Source organism: Leptolyngbya sp. BC1307 (genome assembly GCF_002286735.1).
Classification (GTDB): Bacteria; Cyanobacteriota; Cyanobacteriia; order Phormidesmidales; family Phormidesmidaceae; genus Phormidesmis.
Genome location: NZ_NRTA01000080.1, coordinates 1 through 10,962 on the forward strand (window position 1 = coordinate 1; position 10,962 = coordinate 10,962).

Below are 10,962 nucleotides of genomic sequence, written 5' to 3' on the forward strand. Positions count from 1 at the left end.
CTTTTCATTCTTCTGTTACAACAGATTTCTCGCCCTTTGACCACTCATCGTTACTTTCCTCAATAATGCTACTTACCAGCGGTTATTGAGCTATTGCGTCACTTCTTCATGCCAGTACACCGCATCGATATCTAGCGTTTTAACCAGCTCTGGAATCTCTTCCTCTGCCTTGCCTTGGCGAATTACCAAATTACTCCCCTTTGCTTGCAGCGATCGCCGCAAATCCGCCACAGTCTCAATCAAAAACTTAGCCCGGTAAGCGCCCGTCTTAGGAAAGCCAACGGCAGTTTGACCGAAATGGCGCGGGTCAAAGCAATAAAGGGGAATGATTTTGGCCTGGCGTTCGAGGGCGCGGTGGAGAGGTTCGTGGTCGTGCAGGCGGAGATCGTTACGAAGCCAGAGGAGAATGCGCATAGAAGATGAAAAGCGAAGCCAAAGAACAGGCCAAAGAATAGGTAGGATTAGGCATGATAGGGTAGCTGGCGTGCGATCGCCACTACAGGGAGACAGATAAACGTGACTGCAAATAACGGCCTAAAGACACAGCTAGAAGCTGCTTGTGATGATCTGTGGTGGAGCAGCGAGAGCGACTATCCGGTAGAAGTGATCTGGTTCGCGGCTCCAGCCGAATCAGCCGATGGAGATCAGGAATCTTTGGTTCGTGAGCTAATAGGCTGCGAAGGCGAGGTAGAGACGGTTAATATAGAGGATTTTTTTTCGCGATCAACTGCCCCAAAAAGCTGGCACACCGCCGAAGACAAAGCTCAAATATCACGGCTACAGCAGCTCAAAACCCTCTTGCAGTCAGCGCTGTCAAATCCGAGAGTCTACCGCTGTGGTGAAGTAGAAGTTAGCGTCTACGTAGCGGGCTACACCCCAGATGGCGGCATTGCCGGGGTCAAAACCACACTCGTCGAAACCTGAGACCTGAGACCTGAGACTAATCTTCACCTACTGGCTCTCACTATCGGCTTTCAAGGGCCGCTTGAATATTTTCAGGCACTTCTGAGAGCAGGTCATAGCCGGTCGCAATTTCGATCCGATCAACCGTCGTGCGATAGGGTTGCCAGCTAGATTGAATGCGATCGCTATTCGGCATATCTACCGCAATCACCTCCGTGCGCTGCGTCACCGCGTCTGTAGGGCTATCCAAAACCACAATCACCTTCCACACCCGACTCGGCACCGTTACCTGACCCACAGTGCCCTTATCACCATAGACGCCGCCGATCACGTAGAGCGCCTTGCCCTGCTGCACCAGGTCGCGCCCGTATTCTTCGAGTTTGCGCCAGGCTCCCCGGTTATTATTGCTTACCTGCGGAAAAATATTCGTCATCAAAAAGGTGATCGAATTGTCTTCTGGGTTGGCCGTGCGATCGCCTGATGGCACCATATGCCCCCGGTCATAGCCACTGCGACGATATTCACCTGGCGTCACCCGGTAGAACCCTGCCGGCAAACTGCTATCTGGGCGAAAGTCATCCTGCCGATCAGTTTGGCCCAGCCAGCGACTGTCTACCCGCCAGCTCGCCCAGTTCAAAACGTCACGCGCCTGGCTGTAAGAGAGCACATACTGCTCCCGCTCAATCAGCCAATTATTCGGATTTTCCTGTCCGGCATTGTTGGGGTTACCCAGTGCTAAATGCTCGCTATTAGAGAAATAGGTCGCTCGCTCTAAGGCGGGTGCTATCGGCGGCAGGCTTTCGCAAGCCTTACCATTTTGGTCTCGGTCTAGCCCGTGCAGATCTTCTCTGAAGGCATCCAATACCTCCTGAGCGGCTGCCTGGCTGATAAAATCGCGGCAGTCGCAGTAGCTATCGACGCAGGGCGGCAGACTCGCGTAGGGATCGCTGCTCGGCAGGCGACTGCATCCGCTTAACCCGCTACTGATCGCCATCACAATGGCTATTGCTCGCGATCGCCCCGAATAAAACCCTCTAAACTTCTGCATAGCCCCTGAACATTGCCTATTTTAATACATCTGTTCTATAGGCTACAAGAGCCCAAGCCAGATAACCAGCCTTTTTATAGTTCCCTACCGAAAAGCTAGGACGGTATACTTAGAGCCGTAATGCCTTTGGAGTAATCCCGTTAACGGCCTTCAAAGATAAGAATGTCTACCCGACAAATTGTCAACTATACCCTGTAAGTTATGTTTAATACAGTCGTTTCCACGCTAAAAGCCTGGTTCCCAGCTCCTGAAGTTCAGGCTCACTGCGATGGCCCCTGCGGTGTGTACGATCCTTCCTCCGCCCGCATCGCCGCCGAAGCCGTGGTCTCCATGACCAAGAAAATTCTCGACCTGAAGCATCCTGAAGGGGGAGATGCTCAAGCCATGGCGTCTTACCAAAACACCATGTCTCGCTATATCGCCATTAAAGAAGAGCAAGCCCAAATCACCAAAGACGAGCTGCTAATTCTCTGGACGGATTACTTTAAGCCTGTCCATCTTGAAAAGTATCCTGACCTGCATGACACTTTTTGGAAAGCGGCCAAAACTTGCTCCGCCTGCAAAGTAGAAGTCAGCACTCAGCACTGTCAGGAACTGATGGACGCTGTGCAGAAAATCCACAACATGTTTTGGGCAACCAAGGAGCGCGATGTCTCCTGGTATACCGCTAGCTAGCTAGGTTAAGCCTTTCATAAGGCGATAAATAGAAAGCTCTGCAAGTCTGTTTTGGCAGTCTGCAGGGCTTTTTTTGATGTTGCTGGTGGATCATTGCAAAGTGATAGATGAAACTGAGGCGTAATTGGAGAGAAATTGGTCGCTGGATGATGGGCAAACGCTGGCGATTTTGCGTCAGCGGAAACTCCATGCTGCCCACGCTTTCTCCTGGAGAAGATGTGCTGGTCACCCCCGTTCAAGCGCAGACCAAGATCTCTCCGGGCGATATTGTTGTCTGTTGCCATCCGCTGAAGCGAAATATTCGCCTAGTTAAGCGGGTGAGTGAGACTTTTTACGATGGCGGTTGCTATGTACTCAGCGACAATGTCAGCGAAGGTAGCGACAGTCGCTCTTTTGGGGTGGTTGGCCGAGAGCTGATTATTGGCCGGGTGACCAGTCGCTTTTTTTAGGCTGTGGCCAACCGCCACAGATGTCGTCAATAGAGGCTATCACGTAGATCTATCGACTAAGCGCCTGCGAACTATGAGAATCTATAGACTGCAAAATGAATCCGAGAGCGATCACTCCATGACTGCTACCCTTCGACCCGCTACGCCTGATGATGTACCTGCTATCTTCTCGTTCAGCCAGGCGCTCAGTGAGTATGAAAAGCTTGCTCATGAGATGGTGGGTACCCAGGCAGATTTACATAAGGGTCTATTCGGCCCACGCCCCTATGCGGAAGCGATTGTAGCTGAAGTCGATGGCAACATAGTGGCCTCAGCCACTTACTTCTATAGCTTTTCGACCTTCTTGATGAAGCCAGGTGTGTATTTAGAAGATCTCTTTGTGCTGCCTGAATACCGGCGGCGTGGGATTGCGACGGATCTACTGAAGTATTTGGCAGCTCATGCGCTCAGTCAAGGCTGCGGGCGACTGGAGTGGAGCGTACTCGATTGGAATGAAGATGCGATCGCTTTTTACAGACGCATCGGTGCAGTCTTGATGGATGAATGGACAGGCTGCCGCGTCTCGGGCGAGGCGCTGGTAAATCTATCTAAAGATCGAGAGCTGAACAGCTGAACAGCAGTGGATAGATATAGCCGCCGATTGCAAAGCGATCGCTTTGCGGCAAAATAGAGGTAACCTTCTCACATTTCGCTATGAAATTTTTTGAAAAACCCGGTGCCGATGTCGCCGACCGCGTTCCCCCCGGACAGCACTTAGCCAAGGGGTTCCCCGTACTTACCTATGGCGATACGCCGCAAGTGAGCACAGACGAATGGCAATTTACGGTTTCTGGCCTAGCGCAGAATAAAACGTTCTCCTGGCAAGACTTCATGGATATGCCACAGAGCGAATTCACTGCCGACTTTCACTGCGTAACGACCTGGAGCAAGCTAGACGTGCAGTGGCGCGGGGTGAAGATAACTGACTTCTTAAAAGAGATTGACGTAGATCCGCAAGCGGTGTATGTGATGGAACACTGCTATGGCGACTACACCACCAACATCTCATTAGAAGACTTTGTGCGAGAAGAGAACTTTTTTGCGCATACGTTATTTGACGAACCGTTACCCGCTGAGCACGGCGGGCCGATGCGGCTGATAGTGCCTCATCTATACGCTTGGAAAAGCGCCAAGTGGATTAACGGCCTGGAATTTCTCAAGGAAATGGAGCTGGGCTTTTGGGAGCGCAACGGCTATCACCAGCGGGGTGAGCCGTTTGCAGAAGAGAGATACAGCATGCGGTGAGCTGAGCCAGGTCAAAGCTTAGACTGACTGCGCCAGATCTCGTGGTAAGGACGGTGGGGAGAGTCGTCTAGCTGCTCAATCAGCTTAAAAGTGGGCGTCTCTTTCATTGAGTCGTAAGCCGCGTAGCCCAGGGGCAATAGCGTGAAAAAACCGAGGGTAACGCTACCGGCTACGCAAAGCCCTTTAACGGCTTTGGAGGCGCGCAGCGATTCGATGTACTGGCCGCGTTCGTGAAGTCTTTTAACCTGAGCGGCTTGGATAAAAGCCGGTATGCCAAAAGGGGGAAATAGCAGCAGGGCAGAAAAGGCGGTTTGCCAGTTGCTCGGCGGGCAGGGCTGACCTTTGTAGAGGTCGTAAGACTGGCTCCACTCGGGGCGATTGACTTCTGCCAGGTGGCCGATGAGCTGAAACCGCTTGACTTCGGCTAAATGTAGGGGCACCAGGTGCTCGCGAATCAGGTCGGGCAGGGTGTAGTAGTTAACGCCGGTGCCTAGCTGGCGGTGAATGTGGATGTCGAGCTGGGAGCCGTTGCGATGAACCTGGACGGTCAAACCTTTGGCGGCTATGGGGGCTTTCAGCAAAGCGCTGAGCTTAGCATCCCTGGCGGCTTTCTGAACGTTTTTGAGATTCTGTTTGGCTTCTTCTAGGGTGAAGTCATTGCAGACTGCTAGCTCCCAGTCGGTGACTGCACCGGGAATATCGCCGAGTTGATAGCGCAGATTACCGCGCTGCAAGTAGGCGGTAGTCATGGTGGGGTTAGCTTTTAGCGTCGCGTCCAGGTCAGCGATCGCCTGACTGTGACACCCCTGACTCAGGTGAACCAGCGATCGCTGGTAGTGGGGCTCAGGGTAATGAGGGGAAAGGGCGATCGCTGCTGACCAGTCGGCTAGCGCACCGGCTTCGTTACCGGACTGCTGACGCAACAGGCCGCGATGATAGTGGGCCTGAGCCGCTTCATGCTGACATTTGGAAGAACTTGCCGCCGCCTGAATGACTGCTTCAAAATCAGCCGTTGCGCCTGCAGTATCTTTGAGATGGGTGCGGCTGATACCGCGCATGACTAAGGCTTTTGGCGGATGGGGATAGCCTTGCTCTAGCGCCTGGGTGAGGGCCGCGATCGCCAGCGGATAAGAAGTTTGTCGGGCATAGGCCAGCCCCCGGCGGTAGGCTAGCTTAGCCGACTGCTGCTGATACCAAGTCTGCGGCGATAGTGACATGCAAGTTCCCTGAGTGCCAAAGTAGAGGTCAAACGGTAGCGCTGGTTTACTGATTCACAAGCAACGGTCGGTCGATAATCGAATCGCCTACGTCTACGGTTGGTCTATTTCTATACCAGCCTAGCTACCCTACTGATATAAAGAAATCAGCGCTAAGACCGAAGATTTACCCAACAAAGTGAACAGCTACCTTTCCGTATTTTCTTTTAATTAGACCGTAAAAGCTTCGCTCTACAGTAAGATCTGCATACTATTGACCGCTACTTTACTCATCAGTTTTGCTTGAATTAAATACGCATGATTATTCCGGTAGCGCTATGCTGACTAGGGTTAATCGATGCATTTGAGGAAAGATGTCGGTAGCTCCGATTGTAAGCGTCAAAAACCTGACCAAGCGCTTTGGTGATACGGCGGTCTTACGCGGCATTAATCTATCGGTGTGGCGCGGCACGGTGTTAGGGGTGCTTGGCCCCAATGGTGCGGGCAAAACGACCGCAATCAACTGTCTGACTACGCTGCTCACACCCGATAGCGGCGAAGCGACGATTGCTGGCTATGATGTGGTACGCCAGCCTGAAGCAGTGCGATCGCTCATTGGCCTCACCGGTCAGTTCGCAGCGGTCGATGAAGTGCTGACGGCGCGAGAAAATCTGATTTTATTTGGCCGACTGCTGCGGCTTTCTGGCAAGGCGGCTAAGCAGCGGGCCGATCAGCTGCTCGACCAGTTTGATCTGACGGCAGCGGCGAATCGGCAGGTGAAAACCTTCTCGGGCGGGATGCGTCGCCGGTTGGACCTGGCTGCGAGCATTGTCGTTTTACCGCTGGTGCTGTTTTTAGATGAGCCGACGACCGGCCTCGATCCGCGCAGCCGTCAGCAGCTCTGGGCCGTGGTCAAAGATCTCAAAGCTCAGGGCATCACGATTATTCTCACTACGCAGTATTTAGAAGAAGCCGATGCACTGGCTGATCAGATTGTGGTGATCGACCAGGGGCAGGTCATTGCTGAGGGGACAACTGACGAACTGAAGGACCGAGTCGGCGGTAAATTTTGCGAGCTGCGTCTGGCCAATTTAGCAGATGTGCCCAAGGTTAGGCATTTGCTAGCTGATATGGGCGATATTGCCACAGGCGAGATGGGCGATGCGGGGCCGCTGGCGATCGCCGCTCCCAAGGGTGCCAATACGCTAACTGAAATTGTCCTCCGGTTGGAATCGGCGAGCATTCCACTGGCCGATATCTCTCTGCGCCGCCCCAGCTTAGACGACGTATTTTTTGCTCTGACCGGGCACACCACTCAAGAGTAATCGGGGGTCTCTTGCATGACATTTGTCCATCACGACGTGGCTGAACTCGCTCAGCAGATGATCGCTCAGCGTCAGGAAACTGGCTGGCGGCGAGCGATTGATGACAGTCTGCTGATTACCGGGCGCAATCTCATTCGGCTGCGGCGCAATCCGGTGGTGATTGTAGCGATCGCGATTTTTCCGATGGTTTTTCTGCTGGGCTTTTGGATTGTGGGCCAAAAGCTAATGGCCGCGCAGGGCGTCAACTACATTCAATATTTAGTGCCGATTATTAACTTGCAGGCGCTGTTTTTCTCGGGGCTAGGTTCGGCGGTCATGCTGGCCAAAGATATAGAGACTGGCATGATGGAGCGCTGCCGGGCGATGCCGATTGCTCGCGTCGCCGTGGTTGCTGGGCTGACGCTGGCCTATATGGTGCGGGCGCTGCTGGCGACAGTGGTTTTGCTCATAGTCGCTTACGGTCTGGGGTTTCGTTTTGATGGTGGGGCGATCGCGGCTCTTGGCTATCTCGCGCTGGTGATTCTTTTTACCGGCACCTGCATCACGGGCTACAGCATCTTAGCGCTCAAGCTCCGTAGCCCCGCCCTAGTGAATGCAGTGGCAATCATTCCCTATACGCCTTTACTTTTGCTCAGCAACGGCTTTAGCCCCACCGAAAACTTTCCAGACTGGCTACAGCCCATCGTTCGCTATCAGCCAGTTAGCGTTACCTGCGATGCCCTGCGCGCCCTGAGTGAAGGCAGTGCTGGTAGCTGGCCGCTATTCTTTGCAAGCTTGGTTTGGCTGTTAGGACTGCTATTGCTTCTAGGCGCGTGGTCAGTCCGGCTTTACAAAAAGCTGTCGTAAGAACTGTTGCAACCTATCTTTATTCGTCACCTAAAAACGAGACTTAGACCATGCCCCAAAACAATGCACTGCCGCAATTTGAGGGTGAGCGCACCGATACGCTAGATCCCTTTACCATTGCCGATATGGTCGCGGCCCGTCGTGAAGGGGGCTTTTGGCGCACCATCCGCGATCTGGCTATCGTCGCCCAGCGCAATATTCTACTAGACCTGCGTAACCCAGCCGAAGTGCTGGTAGCTACGGCCTTTCCAATTTCTCTGCTGTTTGTGTTTACCGCTAGCTTTGCTCAGGTGGTCGCGCCTGGCGAAAGCTATAGCAGCTATGCCCAGTTCTTGCTGCCATTCAGCACAGTGCAAGGCTTTTTGTTTAATACGGTCAATATTGGCGACATTTTTTATAACGATCTCGATAGTGGCATGGATGTGCGGCTGCGAGCGATGCCGATTGCTCGGCTGTCAGCCATCGGTGGGCGGCTGATTTCATCCGGGGTACGGCTACTGTTTCAGCTCAGCGGCATCGTGCTAGCGGGCCATCTGCTGGGCTTCCGCTTTCGGGGCGGTTTTTTAGAGACGGTTGGCTTTTTCTTGCTGCCGGTTGTGTTTACTCTATCGGTGTCGCTGATTGCCCTTTACGTAGCGGTCGGGGCTAAGTCTTCAGAGACCATCTCTGCGGTGCTCAACCCCTGGATTTTGCCGTTTACTTTTCTGAGTGTTGGCTATGTGCCCAAGGAGGGGTTTCCAGACTGGGCGCAGGGCTTGGTTACTTATAATCCAATTTCTAAGGTAGCTGAGGCGATGCGGGCTTTAGCTAATGGCGACCCGGCGATTGGGTTAGTTGGGATCACGCTAGCGTGGAGTCTGGCGCTGATTTTGGTCTGCGGGCCGCTGACGCTAAGAGCCTACAAGCGCAGAAGGTAAGCGTATGTGAAAAATATGCAGAGGGAAGCTCCTTATCCTCAAGGGAGGCTCGTTTGGATGGCAGCGATCACAGCTTCAAGTTGCGAGTTCATGGCAAACCTTCCTGTAGATCTGGTTTGATACTGTTTGAATTTAGCAGCGATCGCCCAATAGCTGCTTTTGCTTCCCCTGATTATAAGGAAAGACAAGTGCAAAGTCTTCACGCGGAGCCGCCTAACGTTCCTGCTGAGCGGCTACAAGTGATATCTGCAACATAACAAAGACTCTCGTCAGTCGGCTCCAGCAGTGTGTTAGCCATCACTACCGTCAACTCGACTCGCCACGTTGTTGCATCGTCTGAATATACGCCACATGCACGGACTGTAAACGGTGAACGAATTCACCGAGATGTGCCAGCGGTAACTCCGTAGAGAAGGACTCATTGGTGCGCGTATTCTCGTCGGTGAAAACCACTGCATCGTTTGGACGGAAGGTCGAACGCGCGTGCGCCACCGCGTTGCGAATGTGGCGTAGATAGTTGGTCGTGGGGTTGTCGGAACGGTAGTTGGTTGTTGTGTTCTTTGTGTGGACGCGCAGGAAGTCATTGATTGCGTCGTACTCTGCTGAGTATGCGTTCTGCACGATTTCCCGAGGTAGAACGAGCATGGCGTACAACGACATCATGGCACAGCCTTGATTATCGACGCAGATCGAACGGAGCTGATCTTTGATCCACGGTGCTCCAAACGTCATCCCCTCGAAATATGCTGAGGTAAGGAGGTCATTGTTCTTCAGTTCGACGAGCAGAGACACCGTTATGTAGCTCTGAAGTATCAGGTTGTCTTCTTGGGTGAACTCCGTCGTCATCTTTTTGCGTGCTCTTTGCTGGCTAACGTTGTCCATCACCCGCCGTAGATAACCTGTGCATCATAACCGATTAACTCTCGGCGGTCGGTGTGCATGGGCGTTGTTAGACTGCCTTAGTAGGATATGTCACCTGTTAGTGCCTGAACCCCAGCGAGCCTGACGCGGATCTTCATATACAACTAAGTTACCGTCTGTTTGAAAGGCTGCATATTGGACGCTTCCAAGACGAATGCGTGTCTCAGCACCAGATGTACTGATCTGCTTTGTTCTTCCGTCTACTGTCGATGCCATTTTTTGAGCAGCATCGGCTTTGCCGACTGCATTGTTAGCAGTACTTTGAGCGTTATTAGCTCGGTTGACCGCATCATTGGCGGTAGCTTGAGCAGCATCGGCTTTACCAACTGCATCATTGGCGGTAGCTTGAGCAGCATCGGCTCGGTTGATTGCATCGTTAGCAGTACTTTGTGCTATCTGTACTGCCGAATTTAAACCATCAATTTGCTCTGATTTTTCTTGAAAAGTTCCAATCTTTTCATCTAGTTGCTTAATTCGAGCGTCCAAATCTCTGATCTGTTGTTGCATTACCGAAAATGAAGTCATATCGTCCTCGAACTGATCCCACAGTTGATAAAGTTGACCGTATTTGACAAAACCCTCTAAGGCTTTATCTTGCAAACTAGAGTTTCTACCTAAACAAGCTAATTGCCAAGCTCTCTCTTGCAGATCGCTGTATGTAGTTTTTATACTTCTTGTTTTTACACCTCCATCTAATCTCTCAAACTCTTCATACAAGCGTTTTATGTCTTTGCATTCAAGATAATCATAAAGCTTGCCATCTCCAAGTAGTCTTAGTTCACCACCTGCTATGTTGTTTTCCTCCTTACAACTTTTATGTCTTTTGAATTCGCGCCTCTCAGCCGGATCAAACAAGTTACCAAGGTCAAATTCCTCCAAATCGACATATATAGGACTTACGCATTGACAGAGTAGCCAGCCTGTATGCTGGCAGGAGCCCCCTTCTTTTTGAGTGATCGCTAGGCCATGCGTGAGCTATCAAAACCATCTACAGCCCAGTGCGATAGCACGCTCTACACCTTATTTTTGCTCTCAGAGCCGAAGTATGTGAGCTGCGTGCGGCTCTCAGAAATTTTGGCAGATTTGAGCCACGATAGCGTGAATCGCTTTTTATTACGCGAACGTTACACGCCCAAAGACCTCTTTGACGAGGTTAAAGGCGAGCTGAACCTAGAATCCGGGACGCTCAGCGTAGACGATAGTGTGGAAGACAAACCGTATCGCGACCCCAGCAAAAGTGCCTTGGTGGATTACTTTTACTCTGGCAAGCACAAGCGACCGGTGAAGGGACTCAACCTAATTACTCTGTACTACAGTGACCCCTCCGGTCATTCTTATCCGGTCAACTTCAGACTGTATGACAAAGCAGCGGGCAAGACGAAGAACGACTATTTTAGA

Annotated in this window: 12 protein-coding genes and 2 pseudogenes; 9 read left to right on the forward strand and 5 right to left on the reverse strand. The window is 52.1% G+C overall.

Annotated elements, in window-relative coordinates; genetic code table 11:
- Positions 1–96 precede the first annotated feature (96 nt).
- Positions 97–414: pseudogene (locus CKL79_RS21095) on the reverse strand (deoxyribodipyrimidine photo-lyase); the annotation flags it as partial.
- Positions 415–516: 102 nt separating this feature from the next.
- Between CKL79_RS21095 and CKL79_RS21100 the strand changes: the two are divergent.
- Positions 517–924 carry a nuclease A inhibitor family protein gene (locus tag CKL79_RS21100; RefSeq protein ID WP_170944151.1) on the forward strand — a complete coding sequence of 136 codons (408 nt, stop codon included), beginning with the start codon at positions 517–519 and terminating at the stop codon, positions 922–924.
- Between the two features lie 40 nt (positions 925–964).
- On the opposite strand, the gene CKL79_RS21105 is transcribed toward CKL79_RS21100, so the two are convergent.
- The gene (locus tag CKL79_RS21105) at positions 965–1,951 is read right to left on the reverse strand and encodes a DNA/RNA non-specific endonuclease (protein ID WP_240519018.1); all 987 of its coding nucleotides are present in this window, start codon (positions 1,949–1,951) and stop codon (positions 965–967) included.
- Between the two features lie 201 nt (positions 1,952–2,152).
- Here CKL79_RS21105 and sodN point away from each other — a divergent pair, with 201 nt between their 5' ends.
- The 4 genes from sodN to CKL79_RS21125 all read left to right on the forward strand — a co-directional run bounded on the left by sodN (position 2,153) and on the right by CKL79_RS21125 (position 4,359).
- A complete protein-coding gene (gene sodN, locus CKL79_RS21110) occupies positions 2,153–2,626 on the forward strand; it encodes a superoxide dismutase, Ni (protein ID WP_121971518.1) in 474 nt (157 codons plus the stop codon).
- A gap of 107 nt (positions 2,627–2,733) precedes the next feature.
- Positions 2,734–3,075, forward strand: coding sequence for a nickel-type superoxide dismutase maturation protease (sodX, locus tag CKL79_RS21115; protein WP_205879171.1), 342 nt, complete (start codon positions 2,734–2,736; stop codon positions 3,073–3,075).
- A 118-nt stretch (positions 3,076–3,193) separates the two neighbouring features.
- On the forward strand, positions 3,194–3,688 hold the full coding sequence (locus tag CKL79_RS21120) for a GNAT family N-acetyltransferase (RefSeq protein WP_121971520.1): 495 nt from the start codon (positions 3,194–3,196) through the stop codon (positions 3,686–3,688).
- Positions 3,689–3,768: 80 nt separating this feature from the next.
- A complete protein-coding gene (locus CKL79_RS21125; protein ID WP_121971521.1) occupies positions 3,769–4,359 on the forward strand; it encodes a sulfite oxidase-like oxidoreductase in 591 nt (196 codons plus the stop codon).
- 11 nt (positions 4,360–4,370) lie between these two features.
- Here the strand turns inward: CKL79_RS21125 and CKL79_RS21130 are convergent, their stop codons facing one another.
- Positions 4,371–5,576, reverse strand: a complete 1,206-nt coding sequence (locus CKL79_RS21130) for a tetratricopeptide repeat protein (RefSeq protein WP_121971522.1) — start codon at positions 5,574–5,576, stop codon at positions 4,371–4,373.
- Positions 5,577–5,929: 353 nt separating this feature from the next.
- On the opposite strand from CKL79_RS21130, the gene CKL79_RS21135 reads away from it, so the two are divergent.
- From CKL79_RS21135 to CKL79_RS21145, 3 genes are read left to right on the forward strand one after another with little or no spacing between them, the layout of a single operon-like run.
- Positions 5,930–6,880: an ATP-binding cassette domain-containing protein gene (locus tag CKL79_RS21135; RefSeq protein WP_121971523.1), complete on the forward strand. Its 951-nt coding sequence runs from the start codon at positions 5,930–5,932 to the stop codon at positions 6,878–6,880.
- Between the two features lie 15 nt (positions 6,881–6,895).
- Positions 6,896–7,726: an ABC transporter permease gene (locus CKL79_RS21140; RefSeq protein ID WP_121971524.1), complete on the forward strand. Its 831-nt coding sequence runs from the start codon at positions 6,896–6,898 to the stop codon at positions 7,724–7,726.
- Between the two features lie 50 nt (positions 7,727–7,776).
- A complete protein-coding gene (locus tag CKL79_RS21145) occupies positions 7,777–8,643 on the forward strand; it encodes an ABC transporter permease (protein ID WP_121971525.1) in 867 nt (288 codons plus the stop codon).
- Positions 8,644–8,949: 306 nt separating this feature from the next.
- Here the strand turns inward: CKL79_RS21145 and CKL79_RS21150 are convergent, their stop codons facing one another.
- On the reverse strand, positions 8,950–9,489 hold the full coding sequence (locus tag CKL79_RS21150; RefSeq protein WP_141242267.1) for a HEPN family nuclease: 540 nt from the start codon (positions 9,487–9,489) through the stop codon (positions 8,950–8,952).
- A 126-nt stretch (positions 9,490–9,615) separates the two neighbouring features.
- Positions 9,616–10,443, reverse strand: a complete 828-nt coding sequence (locus CKL79_RS23580; protein WP_205879172.1) for an alanine-zipper protein — start codon at positions 10,441–10,443, stop codon at positions 9,616–9,618.
- 87 nt (positions 10,444–10,530) lie between these two features.
- Between CKL79_RS23580 and CKL79_RS21160 the strand changes: the two are divergent.
- Positions 10,531–10,962 (forward strand): annotated as a pseudogene (locus CKL79_RS21160) (IS701 family transposase); the annotation flags it as partial.

Bases quoted from the DNA above. Each gene is read 5' to 3' on its own strand.
- CKL79_RS21135 (WP_121971523.1), top strand. From the start codon at position 5,930: ATGTCGGTAGCTCCGATTGTAAGCGTCAAAAACCTGACCAAGCGCTTT.
- CKL79_RS21130 (WP_121971522.1), bottom strand. From the start codon at position 5,576: ATGTCACTATCGCCGCAGACTTGGTATCAGCAGCAGTCGGCTAAGCTA.
- CKL79_RS21140 (WP_121971524.1), top strand. From the start codon at position 6,896: ATGACATTTGTCCATCACGACGTGGCTGAACTCGCTCAGCAGATGATC.
- CKL79_RS21105 (WP_240519018.1), bottom strand. From the start codon at position 1,951: ATGCAGAAGTTTAGAGGGTTTTATTCGGGGCGATCGCGAGCAATAGCC.
- CKL79_RS21150 (WP_141242267.1), bottom strand. From the start codon at position 9,489: ATGACGACGGAGTTCACCCAAGAAGACAACCTGATACTTCAGAGCTAC.
- CKL79_RS21145 (WP_121971525.1), top strand. From the start codon at position 7,777: ATGCCCCAAAACAATGCACTGCCGCAATTTGAGGGTGAGCGCACCGAT.
- sodN (WP_121971518.1), top strand. From the start codon at position 2,153: ATGTTTAATACAGTCGTTTCCACGCTAAAAGCCTGGTTCCCAGCTCCT.
- CKL79_RS21120 (WP_121971520.1), top strand. From the start codon at position 3,194: ATGACTGCTACCCTTCGACCCGCTACGCCTGATGATGTACCTGCTATC.
- CKL79_RS21125 (WP_121971521.1), top strand. From the start codon at position 3,769: ATGAAATTTTTTGAAAAACCCGGTGCCGATGTCGCCGACCGCGTTCCC.
- sodX (WP_205879171.1), top strand. From the start codon at position 2,734: ATGAAACTGAGGCGTAATTGGAGAGAAATTGGTCGCTGGATGATGGGC.